This window comes from Fictibacillus fluitans (assembly GCF_030418125.1).
GTDB classification, from domain to species: Bacteria; Bacillota; Bacilli; order Bacillales; family Fictibacillaceae; genus Fictibacillus_C; species Fictibacillus_C fluitans.
Window position 1 is genome coordinate 87891 of record NZ_JAUHTR010000009.1, and the last position, 16969, is coordinate 104859.

The 16969-nt window shown below is 46.1% G+C and carries 13 protein-coding genes; 8 read left to right on the top strand and 5 right to left on the bottom strand.

All coding sequences use genetic code 11. From position 1 onward, the window contains the following. The first annotated feature begins 33 nt into the window (after positions 1–33). The gene (locus QYB97_RS16625; RefSeq protein ID WP_301167140.1) at positions 34–4221 is read left to right on the top strand and encodes a GH92 family glycosyl hydrolase; all 4188 of its coding nucleotides are present in this window, start codon (positions 34–36) and stop codon (positions 4219–4221) included. Between the two features lie 50 nt (positions 4222–4271). Here the strand turns inward: QYB97_RS16625 and QYB97_RS16630 are convergent, their stop codons facing one another. Further along, complete coding sequence (locus QYB97_RS16630; RefSeq protein ID WP_301167141.1) at positions 4272–5342, bottom strand: LCP family protein; 1071 nt, start codon at positions 5340–5342, stop codon at positions 4272–4274. A 104-nt stretch (positions 5343–5446) separates the two neighbouring features. Beyond that, positions 5447–6082, bottom strand: coding sequence for a YigZ family protein (locus QYB97_RS16635; protein WP_301167142.1), 636 nt, complete (start codon positions 6080–6082; stop codon positions 5447–5449). Positions 6083–6417: 335 nt separating this feature from the next. Here QYB97_RS16635 and QYB97_RS16640 point away from each other — a divergent pair, with 335 nt between their 5' ends. Next, positions 6418–7578, top strand: a complete 1161-nt coding sequence (locus QYB97_RS16640; RefSeq protein ID WP_301167143.1) for a sensor histidine kinase — start codon at positions 6418–6420, stop codon at positions 7576–7578. Continuing rightward, complete coding sequence (locus tag QYB97_RS16645) at positions 7575–8315, top strand: response regulator (protein WP_301167144.1); 741 nt, start codon at positions 7575–7577, stop codon at positions 8313–8315. The genes QYB97_RS16640 and QYB97_RS16645 overlap by 4 nt, the downstream gene beginning before the upstream one ends. A gap of 53 nt (positions 8316–8368) precedes the next feature. Here the strand turns inward: QYB97_RS16645 and QYB97_RS16650 are convergent, their stop codons facing one another. Then, on the bottom strand, positions 8369–9622 hold the full coding sequence (locus QYB97_RS16650) for an ATP-binding protein (RefSeq protein WP_301167145.1): 1254 nt from the start codon (positions 9620–9622) through the stop codon (positions 8369–8371). A 199-nt stretch (positions 9623–9821) separates the two neighbouring features. Between QYB97_RS16650 and QYB97_RS16655 the strand changes: the two genes are divergently transcribed. The 5 genes from QYB97_RS16655 to QYB97_RS16675 all read left to right on the top strand — a co-directional run bounded on the left by QYB97_RS16655 (position 9822) and on the right by QYB97_RS16675 (position 14402). After that, the gene (locus QYB97_RS16655) at positions 9822–10793 is read left to right on the top strand and encodes an ROK family protein (RefSeq protein WP_301167146.1); all 972 of its coding nucleotides are present in this window, start codon (positions 9822–9824) and stop codon (positions 10791–10793) included. A 124-nt stretch (positions 10794–10917) separates the two neighbouring features. Further along, positions 10918–11766 (top strand): DegV family protein, encoded by an 849-nt coding sequence (locus QYB97_RS16660; protein ID WP_301167147.1) that lies wholly within the window; start codon positions 10918–10920, stop codon positions 11764–11766. 54 nt (positions 11767–11820) lie between these two features. Then, entirely contained in the window at positions 11821–13320 is a 1500-nt protein-coding gene (locus QYB97_RS16665) for an ATP-dependent helicase ComFA (RefSeq protein ID WP_301167148.1), read from the top strand. Next, positions 13317–14030, top strand: coding sequence for a ComF family protein (locus QYB97_RS16670; RefSeq protein WP_301167149.1), 714 nt, complete (start codon positions 13317–13319; stop codon positions 14028–14030). The genes QYB97_RS16665 and QYB97_RS16670 overlap by 4 nt, the downstream gene beginning before the upstream one ends. A gap of 192 nt (positions 14031–14222) precedes the next feature. Beyond that, positions 14223–14402, top strand: coding sequence for a flagellar biosynthesis anti-sigma factor FlgM (locus QYB97_RS16675; protein ID WP_301167150.1), 180 nt, complete (start codon positions 14223–14225; stop codon positions 14400–14402). A gap of 47 nt (positions 14403–14449) precedes the next feature. Here QYB97_RS16675 and QYB97_RS16680 read toward each other — a convergent pair whose 3' ends face one another. Beyond that, positions 14450–15037 carry a YjgB family protein gene (locus QYB97_RS16680; protein WP_301167151.1) on the bottom strand — a complete coding sequence of 196 codons (588 nt, stop codon included), beginning with the start codon at positions 15035–15037 and terminating at the stop codon, positions 14450–14452. Between the two features lie 50 nt (positions 15038–15087). Next, entirely contained in the window at positions 15088–16914 is a 1827-nt protein-coding gene (locus QYB97_RS16685) for an acyltransferase family protein (protein ID WP_301167152.1), read from the bottom strand. Between the last annotated feature and the right edge of the window lie 55 nt (positions 16915–16969).

A 16969-nucleotide genomic window follows, 5' to 3' on the forward strand; every position in this document is an offset into this window, starting at 1 on the left:
GATGGGTGTCACGATTAAAAAGGAGGTCCAGGCATGATTCAGTTGAACAGAAAGGCAGTTGCGCACGTACTTCTTTCCTCTGCAATGGCGGTCGGCATGCTAAGCGCATCAGGGATTGCACGGGTACACGCCGAACCGGAGACGAAGGCAGTGACAGATTTTTTTAGCTCGTTTGAATATGATCAGCAAAAGCCCACATGGGAAAACACGGTGGAGACTGATTCAAGAGGAAAGAAAATGTCATCGGGAATTGACGGGAATGTTCAGTATGATGGCATTCAGGGAGACATTACGAACAAGGTGGAGGAGGTGCGTGTCAGTGCTGAAAATCCGCCGAACGAAATCGGGGAAAAGCTGATCGACAGGGATGTCAACACAAAATGGCTCGCCTTTGAGCCAACTGGCTGGCTTCAGTTCAAGCTTTCCAAACCTGAAACGGTGGTAAAGTATGCTGTCACTTCCGCCAATGATTATGATGGCCGGGATCCGAAAGCATGGGAGTTTCAGGGTTCCAACGACGGCAAGAGCTGGACGGTGCTCGACACAAGAAATGATGAAGATTTCCCGAAGCGCTTTGAACGGAAGCTCTACACGTTCAACAATGAAACACCCTATTTGTATTATAGACTCAACATCACAAAGAACGCAGGAGACGGCCTGACACAGGTGTCTGAAATTGCCCTCTCCAATGGCATTGATGTACCGAAGCCTCCGGCAGCCGATATGAAGTCCGAGGTGAGCAGCGGTCCTCTGACGTCCTATACGGCGAAAACAAAAGCCGGCTGGACCGGGACCAAGGCATTTACCTATTCAGGCACACATCTTGAAAAGGGCAGAGCTTACTCCTATAACAAAGTATTTGACGTAAATATCAAAGTCAATTTAAAAACGCAGCTCTCCTATTTCATCCATCCGGAATTTACCGACAGTGATCAAAATGATTATTCCAGTTCCTACGCCTCCGTTGATCTCGCATTTTCCGATGGAACCTACCTCCATGAATTGGGTGCGGTGGATCAGCACGGCATCCCGGTGACCCCGGAGAAACAGGGGAAATCAAAAACCCTGTATGTGAATCAATGGAACTATAAGCATTCCAAAATTGGCTCAGTGGCAGCGGGCAAAACCATTAAACGCGTTCTTGTTGCCTATGACAACCCCAAAGGGCCGGGTGTATTCCGGGGAACGGTGGATGACATCAAAATTACAGGTAAGCCTGTGCAAAAGAGCTACACTCATCTGACCGATTACGTTAACATTTTGCGCGGCACACAGTCCAACAGCACATTTTCGCGGGGTAACAACTTTCCGGCAGTTGCCGTTCCTCATGGCTTCAATTTCTGGACACCGGCTACTGACGCAGGATCTGCGAGCTGGTTATACAGCTATAATCAAAGCAATAACGCAAACAACCAGCCGGAAATCCAGGCTTTCTCCCTAAGCCATGAGCCAAGCCCGTGGATGGGAGACCGGCAGACGTTTCAGGTCATGCCGTCCGACTCAGAAGCTGAACAGCCGGATGCGGACAGAAAGGAACGGGCTCTTCCGTTCAAGCACGAAAATGAAACCGCAAAGCCGCACTACTACGGTGTGACTTTTGACAACGGAATCGAAGCTGAAATGGTTCCGACCGACCATGCGGCCATGCAGCGTTTTACCTTTAAAGGAGACACCTCCAGCCTCATTTTTGACAATGTAAACAACAATGGAGGCGTTTCAATCAACAAGGAAAAAGGAGAGGTAACCGGCTATTCGGATGTAAAAAGCGGACTGTCAACCGGTGCTTCCCGAATGTACATTTATGCCACATTTGACCAGCCGATGACTGACGGAGGCAAGCTGACAGGCAAAGGCAGAGATAATGTTACCGCTTATGTCCGCTTCAATACGAAAGAAAAGAAAGCCGTTACCATGAGGATTGCAACTTCCCTCATCTCTGTTGCTCAGGCCAAGAAAAACCTGGAGCAGGAAATAGAGGCAGAAGACAGCTTCCAGTCCATTAAGGAAAAAGCACAGCAAAAGTGGGAAAAGCTCCTGAGTAAAATTGAGGTGGAGGGTGCCAGTGAAGACCAGCTTGTGACACTGTATTCCAACATGTACCGGCTGTTCTTATATCCGAACTCAGGATTTGAAAACACAGGCAGCAAGGATAATCCTCATTATCAATATGCAAGTCCGTTTTCTCCGCCAGCGGGCACAAGCTCACCAGAGGCAACCGGAGCAAAGGTTGTGGATGGAAAAACATACGTAAATAATGGCTTTTGGGACACATACCGTACAACATGGCCCGCTTATTCCCTCTTTACTCCGCAAATGGCCGGGGAAATGATTGACGGTTTTGTCCAGCAATACCGTGATGGCGGCTGGGTGTCCAGATGGTCCTCTCCGGGCTATGCGAATTTGATGGTCGGCACCAGCTCTGATGTGGCCTTTGCGGATGCATATTTAAAAGGTGTCCGGAACTTTGATGTGAAGAGTTTTTATCAATCCGCCATTAAAAACGCTTCTGTTGTCAGCCCGAATGCCGGGACGGGACGAAAGGGAATCACACAGTCCATTTTTGACGGATATACCAGCACATCGACAGGAGAAGGCTTATCGTGGTCGATGGATGGGTACATCAATGATTTTGGCATCGCGAATTTGGCCAAGGCACTAAGCAAGGAGACGGGCAATGAAGATCCGGACCGTGCTCAATATAAGACTGACGCAAAATATTATCTGAACCGGGCACAAAATTATGTTCATCTGTTTAATCCTGATACTGGATTTTTCATGGGAAGAAAGGCAAATGGAGAGTGGCGCACATCTGCCGAAGCTTTTGATGCCCGTGAATGGGGCGGGGATTATACAGAAACGAATGCCTGGAATATGGCCTTCCATGCGCCGCAGGACGGACAGGGACTGGCCAATCTGTATGGCGGCAAAAGAGGGCTCGCCGACAAGCTGGACGAGTTCTTCAGCACTCCGGAAACCGGGCTGCATGCCGGAGCGTATGGCGGTGTTATCCACGAGATGAGAGAGGCGCGGGATGTTCGTATGGGCATGTACGGCCACAGCAACCAGCCGGCACATCATATTGCCTATATGTACAATTATGCCGGACAGCCGTGGAAAACGCAGGAGAAGGTCAGGGAGGTGCTTGAGCGGCTGTATATCGGAAGCGAAATTGGACAGGGATATGCCGGAGACGAAGATAATGGCGAAATGTCAGCCTGGCAAATCTTCAGTGCACTCGGTTTTTATCCATTAAAGATGGGCAGCCCGGAATATGCCATCGGTGCTCCTCTTTACAAAAAGGCAACCGTTCATTTGGAAAACGGCAAGAAAATTGTCATCAGCGCACCAAAGAACAGCAAGAAAAATAAATACATCCAGGGATTAAAAGTTAACGGAAAAAGTTACAGCAAAACGTACCTGCTCCATTCCGACCTGGCTGATGGCGCCCGTCTGGAATTTGATATGGGGCCAAAGCCATCCAAATGGGGAAGCGGAAAAAAGGATGCTCCTGCTTCCATAACCCCGTCTTCCACGAATGGATCAAGTCTTGCGCCTCATCCAATGAGTGACTTGATCGATCATAGCAGTGGAAAAGCGAGCGATGGAAATGGAGGTAGTCTTGATGCTTTGTTCGATAATACTTCAACGACCAGAGCAACACTGGAAGGTGATAAGCCAGTTATTCAATATGCCTATAATGAGGCGAAAAGGGTACAGATGTACACCTTGACGTCCGGAGCTGACGGAACTGAAGCCGAACCGGCAAACTGGGTGCTCAAAGGATCAGCTGACGGCGAACGCTGGACGATATTGGATGATAGGGAAAATGAGCAATTTTCATGGCGGCTCCAGACGCGAAGTTTTTCCATTAAACATCCGGAAAAATACAAATTTTACAGACTGGAATTTACGGAAAACACGAAACTGGCAGAAGTGGAGCTGCTCGGAAGGGATCTTGCAGGTGATATTCACCAATTGGAAACCTCAATCCGATCTTATGCCCAGTCCGGTGAACTTAAGAATCCTTTAAAAAATGACCTGATCCAAAATGTAAAGGTGGCTAAGGTTTTTGAAGAAAAAGGACAGTACACCAATGCAGCAGCATATATGAAAAAAGCAATCAGTCAATTGAAAACGGCAGCAGTGGACAAAGAGATTACCAGAAAGGCGCAAAAAGCTTTGGCAGCCGATGCCCACGCCCTGCTTAAACTTTTGAAATAGCAACAGAAAACACCCGCCGGATTCGGCGGGTGTTGTTTTGTCTTATGGTTTTATTGTCCGGATTCACTGCTGTTACCGGTGCTGTTGCTGTCCGATGAAGCAGCTCCTTTTCCTTTGTAATCCAAAATTTCTTTCATTCGTTCACTGGCCTTTTGGACAGTAGCTGGATCAGGTTCAAAGAAATACTGACCATTGATGTATTCATCCTGTCCGCCAATTTTAAGTTGTTCCAGCTTTTTATTCTGAATGCTGCTGTAGAAGTTTCTCATACCAAACAATTCTCTAAGCGAAATGTTGGTTTGTACATTGCTTCCAACAGATTGAAGCAGATTATCCGCCCGTGAGATGGATTTAATGGAGAGCGCCTTTTGGGCAACAGCTTCCATCGCTTGCCGCTGACGGTCCTGCCGGCCAAAATCGCCACGGACATCCTGTTTGCGCATTTGAACGTAGGTTAATGCCTCATCACCATTCAAGTGCATTTTGCCTTTATGGAAGTAAAGCTTCTTGCCTTTCAGGTTTTTCTGGTCAAAGTCAAACGGCACATTGACGTCTATGCCGCCAACGGAGTCCACAACTTCCTTGAAGCCCTGAAAGTTTGTACGAACGTAGTAGTCAATCGGCACATCAAGGAAATTTTCAACAGCATCAATCGTTGCCTCTTCCTTATGGCCTTTCTTTCCGTAAGCATATGCGTGTGTAATTTTGCTTTTGCGTCCAATTACCGGCAGATACACGCGTGAATCCCGTGGAATGCTGGTAATAGATGCTTCTTTCGTATCGGGATTAACCGTAAGCACCATCAAAGCGTCTGTGTGCCCTGGTGATCCTTTATAGCTCTCCACTCCCATCAAGAGAATGTTAACAGGGTCTTTACCCATAGCGACTTTATCCATGCGCATCTCAGATTGATTGCCATTGGCCAGGCCTTTATAGCTGTCATCCGCTGTTGTTTTCACTTTATACGCGAGATACCCTGCATACGCCACGCCGCCAAGCATCAATAGGACCAAAAGAACAAGCATCAGGCGGAGTAAACGGCGGAAAGGACGGCGCTTCCGCTTCCTGACTTTCCTTCTGACGAGCCTTGTCGGCTGCCTTTCTTCGTTATAATAGCTCATGTTTTATTCCTCACTTTAAAGGGAAAATTCCCTGATTAATCTGTCAACCATTTTGCCCTACAGTCCATAGTCTTCGACAAAATCTGAGTTAATTGGGGATAGTTTTACAGAATTTTTTCTTCCAGATATTCAAGAGAGCCGTCTTCTATTGTAGCATTTGCATTTGTAAGGTTTATTACGTATTCTTTAAAAATTTGTAAGTTTTCTGCCGCCACATACACTATAATTTCAACCTGTTCCTGATAGTTGATCTCTTTAATGAGATAAGGGGAGGACCGCAATTCATTTTCGACTTTGCCAAGGAGAGTGTAGTCAATTTTTGTATGAACGGTTTGCATTAGTTTCCGTTCTACAACACCAATGGCATTCAGTCCCTCACTCACGCTTTTTCCGTATGCACGGATCAGACCGCCGGCGCCAAGTTTGATTCCGCCAAAATAGCGGGTCACCACCACAACAACATCTTTTAAGCGGCGTTTTTTGAGCACTTCGAGCATGGGAACCCCTGCTGTACCGCCGGGCTCGCCATCATCATTTGCTTTTTGGATCTGATCGTGCTCCCCGATGAGGTACGCTGAACAGTTATGATTGGCGCTGTGGTGCCTTTTTTTTATGGATTGAATAAACTCGTTGGCTTCGGTTTCTGTAGCTGCACGGGCGATGTGGGCAATAAAGCGGGACCGCTCTATCACAATCTCGTGTTCTCCGTTTTCTTTCACGGTAAGATAGTTGGATAACATAGTTAGGGTGCTCCTTACTTATGAATTTAATAATCAGCTTCGATTATGAATTAAAATAGCAATTGGGCAAGTAATGAAAATTTAACGTGCAAATTCTCCTGAAAAGCTACAAATACAAGGGATTTAGTGCTATCCTTCATTATAAGGCGGTATAGTCTTTCCTACAAATTTCTTTGGATAAAAGACATAAAATTCCTTTTTGTATCGAAGTTTATATGGAATAAATGTTTTTATTTGGATTTATGGTAAGAAAGTACTAATCCCAAATTAGGTAAGATGGTTCTCGAACTAAAGTCTGTTCTTCTTTATCGTTTGCATTGGAGGATATTTACAAGATGGCAGCTAAAACACAAATCGACCCACGGCTTTTAGATGGCATTCTTACAGAAACCATGAATACCGTTAAAGTAAGCCAGACCCAGGTTTTTGATATCAGCGAAGAATCCAGACAAGAATTTATGCGTCTGGCCAAAGAGCTGGAAGACGTAAAAGAAAAAGCACTTGAAGCCATCGACCGGTCGGATTTGCTGGAAGAGAAATCAAAAATCGCCAGATCAAAGCTTGCCCAAGTGAGCAAGCATTTTGAGAAGTACAGTGAGAGAGACATCCGCGAGGCTTATGAAAGTGCAAACGCCATACAGATTGAAATGTCGATCGCCCGCCAGACAGAAAAACAATTGCGTGAAAAAAGAGATGATCTGGAAAGACGCTTAAATGGACTGAAAGAGACCGTGTCGAAGGCGGAATCGCTTGTCGGACAGATTTCGGTTGTCTTGAATTACTTAAGCGGGGATCTTATGAAAATTAATGAGCTTGTGGAAGACGCCAAACAAAAACAGGAGTTCGGCCTGCAAATCATTGAAGCCCAGGAGGAAGAGCGCCGCCGTGTATCACGCGAGATCCATGACGGTCCAGCCCAGCTGATGGCCAATGTGCTGATCCGTTCCGAACTTGTTGAAAAGGTGTTTAAGGAAAAAGGTACACAAGCAGCAGTCGGTGAAATCAGAGATTTACGCGAGATGGTCCGGGCCTCACTGCGAGAAGTGAGAAGAATCATATACGATCTCCGGCCCATGGCGCTTGATGACTTAGGACTCATCCCAACCTTAAAAAAATACCTGCGCAACGTCCAGGAAAGTACAGGTATTGAAATCGAGCTCGTGCCAATCGGGAATGAACGAAGATTTCATACGAAAATGGAAATAGCATTATTCAGGTTAATTCAGGAAGCCGTCCAGAATTCATGCAAGCATGCTGATCCGAAACATATTTCAGTAAAAATAGAATTCACGGACCGCAGAGTATCTTTATTTATAAAGGATGACGGAAAAGGTTTTAATGCTCAGGAGCAGCAAAAAACCAATTCGTTTGGATTAATTGGCATGAGAGAACGCGTAGAACTCCTGGAGGGAACGCTCAGGATTCAATCACGCTTAAATTATGGAACCGGGGTTTATATCCAAATACCTATACGAGATCGGGAGGGTTCAGAATGAAAAGTCTAGATGTTTACGAGTCCAGTGCTGACGCACCGGAAAAAACAAGAATTGCTATTATTGACGATCATCGTTTGTTCAGAGAAGGTGTAAAGCGCATTCTTGATATGGAAGAAGAATTTTCTGTTGTCGCAGAAGGTGACGATGGTTCCGAAGCTGAAGGTATCGTAAGTGAACACCATCCGGATGTGGTGCTGATGGATATTAACATGCCAAACATTAATGGTGTGGAAGCCACTCGTCGTCTGGTCGAAAAGGCTCCGGAGACAAAAGTCATCATCCTCTCCATTCATGACGATGAGACCTATGTGACCCATGCGGTCCAAACCGGTGCTTCCGGTTATCTGTTAAAGGAAATGGATGCAGATTCGCTTATTGAAGCAGTTAAGGTAGTGGCCGAAGGAGGAGCATATCTTCATCCGAAAATTACGTATAATCTGCTGAATGAATTCCGCCGGTTGTCAACAACGACAAAGACCAATAGTTCAAACACGAATACAATTGGTCTGCAGGAAGTGGAATACAGAAAACCGCTGCATATCCTGACCCGCCGTGAATGCGAGGTTCTACAATTGCTGGCTGATGGAAAAAGTAACCGCGGCATCGGAGAGGACCTGTTTATTTCTGAAAAAACAGTAAAAAATCATGTGAGCAATATCCTTCAAAAAATGAATGTAAATGACCGTACGCAAGCTGTTGTTGAAGCAATCAAAAATGGCTGGGTCAAAGTGAAATAGAAAAGTACATGTGATGAAAGCCGGGTGCTTAAGTGAGCCTGGCTTTTTTTAGTTTAACTGATTAATGGCGTGTCATCCGCTTTTATGGTCTCTCCCAGTGCGGGCAGGGAAATTTCAGCGATGGTTCCCTGTCCCCGTTTACTTTTAAAACGCAAATTTCCATGGTGGTTCTCAATAATCTTTTTGCTGACCACCAGTCCAAGGCCTTTACCGTTTTCTTTGGTCGTATAGAACGGATGGCCGAGCTGCTGTAGTTCTGAAGCAGACATGCCTACCCCTTCATCCTTAATGTAGAGAAGCAAAGTCCCTTGTTCTCCTGTTGTTGCTGTTACAGTAACATTACCCCCATCCGGCATCGATTCAATCGCATTTTTAATAAGATTGACAAGCATTTTCTTGATTTGGTTTTCCTCTCCAAGGATCTTTCCGCTTTCAATCGGAAATTCACTGTTGAGTATGACATTATTAAGATTTGCCTGGGTATTCAAAAGCTTGGTCACCTGCTTGATGAGGGGAACCACATCGAGGGATGTAGTAATGGTCATGTGTGGCTTGGCCAGCACCATAAATTCATTGGTGATGAGATTAATGGACTCAATTTCGTCCAGCATAATGGTCAAATAGGTCTTTATTTCAGGAGAAGAAGGCGTGTTCATCAAGGTTTGTGTAAATCCTTTGAGTGTTGTCAGCGGATTGCGGATTTCATGGGCGACCCCTGCAGCCAGTTCTCCGACAACGGCTAACTTTTCGGATTCACGGATTTTTTGTTCCACGCGCCGAACGACCGTCAAATCCTTCATCGTTCCAACAATTCCACGAATTTCGTTGTCCACGTAATAGGGAATGTTCGTCACTTCGGCATCAAACTCGCTCCCCTCCTTTTTCATGACTCGGGTTTCAACCTGCAGGGACTCGCCGCCAAGTGTTCGTTGAAACAGCGATTCAAGCCGGCTGGGATTGGCATGGGCTAAAAGAAAGAAATATGGCTTTCCTATCAGTTCCTCGGATGTATATCCCGTAAGTTCTTCGAGCGATCGGTTCACCACAGTCAATTTTCGATCTTTGTTGATGATATAAACACCATCAGGATTAAGTTCAATTAAGGAATGGTTCTGCTGCTTGCTTTCTTGCAGCTGGGCAGATTTAAGCTTCAGCTGTTGGTCACTCCATTTTCCCGCCATATAAAGCAAGCAAATAAAGAGGACGGCTGTTGAGACATGGGAAATGGTGATTACAGCAAAATCCAATGTGGCAAAATATATCATAGCTGCAATTGGTAAGACTTCGATGTATAAAGTATGTTCCATGATAGTAAAGCCCCTCCTCTAACTGAGTATATTGAACTAATTTCTTACAGATTCGATATTTTCCTTCTCATTGTTACAAATTGCCACCTTTTTCACTGAGTTCAGAAGTTGGGCCCGATCAGTGGCTTCATCCGTTTCCTGACCTTCATTTGAGGGTAAACTCAATGAAAAAATAAAATAATGGGAGTGTGCCATATATATGGGAGAAAAATATTTTATCGGCGTGGACATTGGAGGAACTAATGTGGAAAGCGCCATTTTTACACCGGATGGAACGATTGTTGCGAGCCGTGAATTTTCCACACAGGATTTTGTGGATTCGGGAGTACTCGAGGAACTGGCAAGGCAGACGAAAGAAATGGCAGAAGAAAAAAATATCCGCTGGAATGAAATTTCGGCTGTGGGCATTGGGGCACCAGGAATCATTGACCCTGCCAGGGGAATCGTGTTTAATGCACCCAACTTAAAATGGAAGGACTATCAGCTGAAGGAGGAAGCGGAAGCTTTGCTGGATGTTCCGGTGTATATAGATAATGATGTGAACACAGGTCTGTTGGGGGAAGTGTATTACGGTGCTGCCAAAGGCAAGGATAATGTTCTATTGTTCATGATTGGAACAAGCATTGGTGCGGGAATGATGGTGAACGGGCAAATCTATCGGGGTGCTCATTGGGCATCAGGCGAAGTGGGGCATATGATCAGTGACCCTGAGGCTGCCTCTGGCGGATTTGCCCCGATCAGAGATGGATACGGATTTTTGAGCAGCAAAATGGGTGGGGTAGCCATCGCCCACCATTACCAGGAAGCGAAACGGCTTGAGGGCGGATATTCGGAAGAGCAGCTTAGAGATATTAAAACGTCCGATGTTTTCAGCTTGGCGGATCAGGGAGACAAATTGGCGAACGGGATTATTCGTGAAGGGATTGTCCACATGGGAATGGCCATTGTCAATGCTGCCGCACTGCTTAATCCGCAAGTGATCGTTTTAGGCGGGGGAGTGGCGTTATCGGGTCAGTGGTTTATCGGAAAAATCAGAAGCATGCTCGATGAATTTGTACCTTGCCCCACTGAGCTTGTACTCGCAGGCCTTGAGGATCAGTCGGCAATATACGGAGCATTGGCGCTTTGCCAGCTCATGCATAAGGAAAAAGTGGAAGCAGGAAAGTGTTAGCAGGGCACAGAATGTAAATAAAAACAAAGAAATGCGCCGTTTTGATGAAAACGGCGCTTGTTTCGTGTAAACTACTATCGTAGAAGAGAGGATGAATAAATCTCTGTCAGGAAAGGAAATTACAATGAAGAAGGTAGCTATTATTACAGACAGCACTGCCTACATACCGGAGCACGTCAGAAAAGAAAAAAACATTGTAATGATTCCGCTCAACGTTATTTTTGGCAATGAAACGTACAAGGAAGAAGTGGAACTCAAAAAAGATGATTTTTATGAGATGGTGGGGAAGGGAGGAGACCTCCCGAAAACGTCGCAGCCATCCATCGGTGAACTGGCAGATACACTTGAGGCGTTATCAGAGGAATATGATGAAGCGGTGATGATTACATTGTCCAGCGGCATCAGCGGCACCTATCAAAGTGCACTGAGCGTGGCGGATATGGTAGAAAACATAAAGCTTCATGTGTTTGATTCCGAAATCAGCTGTGCCCCCCAAGCTCATTACGTATATACGTCTGTGGATATGGCTAACGAAGGTGCGGATGGAGCGCAGATCATGGAGAAGCTGAACGAAATCAAATCGCAGGGGATTCCAGCTTATTTCGTGGTGGATGACCTGAACCACCTGCACCGGGGCGGGCGAATGAATGCGGCTCAGCTTTTGTTCGGAAACCTTCTCCAAATTAAGCCGGTCCTTCATTTCCAGGATAAAAAGATCGTTCCATTCGAAAAAATCCGTACAAAGAAAAAAGCGATCGGCCGGATCCACCAGCTGATGAGTCAATCCGTCATTCCTGAAGAAAGCTTTTACGTCAGCGTTATCCATGCCCAGCGTGAGGAAGAGGCAAAAGAAATCGCAGCAGAAATTCAGACGAAATACCCGAATGCCAGCGTAGCCATCGATTATTTTGGCCCGGTGATTGGCACCCATCTCGGTGAAGGTTCTCTCGGCATTACCTGGATGAAAAATTAAATCATTATCTGGAGGGATTTTTATGAAAATTCCTTATCAACAGGAGACAACGTCATGAGGTTTGTCTCCTTTTTTGTTGATGGAAAAACAAGGATAGCACCTGAATCTTTAGCACCGCATAACCACCTATTTACTGCCTCCTCTTTTTACAATCTCCCTGATTTTGACCAGCCTCTTATTAATGAAGACTTCTCGTATAACCCCACGCTTCAAGCTGAACTATCTGGAAAACTCCTCTTACTGGATGAACTTTCCCTTTCTTTGGATGAGATACAAGAACACTATAATCATGGCTTTATCCGCTACAGCAAAGGAATAGAAACTAAACAAGGATATGATAAGTGCAGCCGTTGCGGAAACAGCGAAAACCGTTTGTTTGCGTCGTTTTCCTGCTACCGCTGCAAGGAACCCCAATGCACCTACTGCCGGAACTGTATCATGATGGGCCGGATCAGCCAATGTACACCGCTCGTTTCATGGTGCGGCCCTGAATTGGAATGGAGGGACAGCAACAGTGAACTGGTGTGGGAGGGTATATTGTCACCTGAACAGCTGAAGGCTTCCGATACGCTGGTGGAGAAGATTGGCATGAAGGATAAACTGCTCATCTGGGCGGTGTGCGGTTCGGGAAAAACCGAGGTGCTTTTTCAAGGAATAGAAAAAGCATTGAAAGACGGTCAGAGGGTCTGTATCGCCACTCCAAGAACTGACGTGGTGCTTGAATTACTCCCTCGGTTCAGGAGAATATTCCCGGGTATTACTTTGTCATGTCTTTACGGAGGGAGTATGGATAAGTTAGAAGGTGCCCAGCTTATCCTTTCCACGACTCATCAGCTGTTCCGATATCGGGAGGCCTTTGATTTAATCATTGTTGATGAAGTGGATGCTTTCCCGTTTTCTTATGATAAAACCCTGGCATTTGCCGTTCAGCAAGCCAAAAAAGAAGAAGCACTCATCGTTTATTTAAGTGCGACTCCTGACAGGAATATGAAACAACAGGCGGAAGACGGCAAGCTTCCTTTTGTAAAAATTCCGAAGCGGTATCACGGATTCCCTCTTCCCGTTCCCCGTTTTGTCTGGTGCGGTCACTGGAAAAAAGGGTTGAAAAGGAACAAACTCCCCCGTTATGTGATGAACTGGATCAGCCGTCAGATGGAGAGGAACAGGCAGAGCTTTCTTTTTGTCCCCTCTGTACGAATGCTGGACCAGATTGTGCCGATTTTGAAGGAAGTGAACGCTAAGATTGAGGGAGTTCATGCAGAGGACCCGGATCGAAAGGTTAAAGTAATGAGGTTCAGGCATGGTGCAACTCCTATTCTGGTGACGACCACCATATTGGAGCGCGGTGTAACGATACCGTTTACCGATGTGGCGGTCCTTGGAGCAGAAGAAGAGATATTCAGTGAAAGTGCGCTTGTCCAAATTTCCGGACGTGCCGGCCGCAGCAAGGATGATCCTGCCGGTGAAGTTCTCTTTTTCCATTATGGGAAAACCAAAGCGATGGTTCAGGCGAAGCGGCATATCGAGCAAATGAACAGGGAGGCGGGTTTATGAATTATTGCGTGTACTGCCATGAGGCATTTTTTGAACCGGTCAGCTGGCAGTTTATAGCGGGGCTCTCGGAGTCACTGTCGTTTTGTGAAGAGTGCTCTTCATCTTTTGAGGCGATTAACGGGGAATGCTGCAGAATGTGCGGAAGGTCTTTTCGGTTATTTCCCGAGCAATATCGACAAAAACAATGCTGCACTGACTGCGTTCGTTGGGAGGAACACGAGGAATGGAGCGGAGTACTGACGAAAAACCGGTCATTGTATGTTTACAATGATTTTCTGAGAAAGGTAATCAGCACGCTGAAATACAGAGGAGATGCCGAGCTCGTTCAGGGATTGAAAACTCCATTTTGCAAATTGTACAAGAAGGAATTCAGGGGAAAGATGATTGTCCCTGTTCCGTTAAGCGAGGAAAGGCACTATGAGCGGGGATTTAACCAGGCGAGGCTTATGGCGGAGCTGCTGGGTGGAGAAATAGTATCTCCCTTGGAACGGGTTATTCATGAAAAAAAGCAAAGCAAAAAGTCGAGAAAGGAGCGGCTGAACATTCAGGAGAACATCTTTCAAGCTTCAAAGGAAGCGGGGAAAGTAAAAGGGAAGAGCATTCTTCTGATTGATGATGTTTATACGACAGGCGCCACGATCCGCCAGGCGGCGAAAGTCCTGAGGGAAGCTGGTGCTCTTGAGGTTTCGTCCATGACGGTGGGGAGGTAGCGGGCAAATGGAAAACAGGTGAAAAGTGCCTGATACCATTCAACAGAGGAAAGTTGCAGAAAGATGGGACCGTCGTACCATATGAAGTGATTATTACTTCCTATTTTTGTCTAAAACCTTCATCTCTTCCGTGTTAATCCGATATAAAGAGTAGTCAGGCAGATGTTTTTATCTGCGGAAGAGGTGTAACTCATGAAGATTAACAGAATAAATTACCTGAATATGAATCCATATAAAAATCAGCCCGCCACTTGCAGGCATGAAAAGCTTCAACACATTAAAAACAAGATCGATGCCGGTCAATATCAAGCTGATCTGATGGAAGTTGCCCGCAAATTTTATGAGTACTGGATAATCAGGAGGAAATTATAGCATGAAAAAAGAGCACCGGCCCGATGGCCGTTGCTCATTCATTCGTCTTATTGATTTCTTAGCAGGTTCACATGATCGGCTTTTCCATTTTTGCCGATAATAAATTCCAGTTCAAAATCACCGGTTTCATAAATATAGCTTGTTTCTCCTGTTTCCCGCAGGTGCCGGATGTGGTCGGCACTTCCAATTTCATCACCGAGCATCTTCACGGTGATTCCGCCGATGCTGTGGTCACGCTCGACATTGGTTCCGAGATTCCTGATTTCTTTGATGATGTTATTTTTGTCATAAGAAAAAGCGTAGCCGGGATTTCCCATTTCGGCATGATAAATCTCAAAGTCACTGGTTTTGGATATAGGCGTGCTTGGCGGTCCCCATTTTTCATGAACGTCTGCCTTCGTTGATTTCCCGATATAAAAATCAAACGCATTATTCGGGAAGTGGCCTTCATAAGCACTGTAATAGATGGTGGTCAATTTTTCGGCGGCATCTTTTTCCGCCGCTGTGCTCTGATCAGATACTTTGGCAGATGCAGCATGTGCTGTGCCGTTAAAGGAGATCATGCCTGTTCCTAAAACGGAGCCCGTGAGCAGTGAAGCGGTCATCAGCGTAATTGCTCGTTTCTTCGGTAACATTGTATCCCTCCTATATATAGTTTTTTCCACAGCTGTTAAATATTGAAACCTTAATTTAATGCACGCTCCACCAATCTTGCATAGGCGAGAGCCCCTTTCGGTTTAAGGTGCACCCCATCTTCATAAAAGTAGGATGATTGACCATTGCTTGCCTGGTTCCAATTGACAAGCTTGGTGTGCGGATGATGGGCAGCCACTTCCTGAATGGTTTGATTGACTTCTTTTTCCCAGGGACGGGGCACCTTGCTGTTAATAAGAACGATATTTTTATCTTTGCCAGCTTCATTAAGTACACTGATCAGCTGCTGTTTGGAGAAGGGGCCATTGGTTCCGAGCCCAATCACGATAGTATCTCCGAGACTTCCCTTGGATTTCATCTGATCAATGACTTTCGGTGCATCTGTCAGCTGTCTTCCTATTTTTGCATCCACTGTTGCATCCGGGAATTTTTTCTTCAGATACGGAGCCACATTCACCATGACGGAGTCACCGATAACCGTAATCCGATGGTCTTCTGGTTTCGCAGCGGGTTTAGGGTCCTTTTTTGGTGGAGCTTTTGGCTTAGCGTTATCCTTTTGCTGATCCTTCGGTTTTTCAGTTTTTTCAGGCTGAGGATGAACATATGCATGCTCAGCTTTCTTTTCCTGTCCGGCTTCAAGCTTTTGAAAGCCTGGAATCACGACGGTAAACAAGATAATTAAAATAGCAGCAGCGGAACACCCAAGAATGGATTTCTGCAGCAGCGTCGTGCGTTTCCAAGAAACTGCAGGAAGTGCCAGCTTTTCCTTCCAAGTTTTAAAAGCACCTTGGCGTACAGGCTCTTCGATAAAATGCCAGGAAAGCGACGCCAGAATTATGATTAACGCAAATTGCATCCATCCAAGCCATGAGGCGTCCCCAGTTGTCTGTGACGGATGGGTAAGCACGATGACTGGAAAGTGCCATAAGTAAATGCCGTACGACCGTACACCGATCCAGCGAAGCGGCTTCCATCCCATAATAGAGCCGAGTTTGCTTGCAGGGTGGGCAAGTGCAGCAACAAGTAGCGCCGTACAAACAGACAGCAGCACCATTCCACCGCGGTACAAAAAGGAATCAAACTGGCTGGTCAGCACAATGAGCAGCAGAATCCCAACAAGGCCGGTCGTCCCGGCAATATCCAGTGCAATCCTTGGTTCTCTTGGCAGATGGATGGAAAGCTTTCTGCTCGGCCATACAAGTGCCAGTGCAGCACCGATGAGCAAGGAAAAAGCTCTCGTGTCCGTTCCGTAATACACACGGCTCGGATCCTGTCCCGGTGTATAAAGAAGCGCCATTAAAATGGCCGAAAGAGCAGCAGCTCCAAGAATGAACCGAAGGAGAATGTTCCGTTTTCCAATGAACCGCAAGCCCGCCAGCAGCAGGAGAGGCCACAGTAAGTAGAACTGCTCTTCTACCGCCAGAGACCAAAGATGGTTTAGCGGGGACGGCGGACCGAATTGAGCAAAATAGGAAACTTTATGAAAAATAAGCCACCAGTTGCTGAAGTATAAAAGAACAGAAAGCAAATTACCCCAGAGGTCCAGTAGAAAGGAATGCTCAAACAGCAGGATCCACAAGATGACAACGAACAGCATGGACAGCAGAGCCGGCAGCAGCCTTCTCGCTCTTCTGATCCAAAATTTCCTGAAATCTATTTTTCCGGTCCTGAGGTACTCCGTTGCAATGATGTCTGTGATCAGGTAGCCGGATAAAACAAAAAAGATGCCCACACCAAGCAAACCGCCGGGTGTCCAGCCGAGGTTCAAGTGGTAGGCGATAACTGCCAGCACCGCCAGTGCTCTTAGCCCGTCTATTCCGGGCATGTACCTTTTATTCTTCTGGGTGGGTTCAGGCATGAAATTCCCCCCTAACCAAAAAAAGGTTGTTTCGATTATATGTAAATGCTTCTTC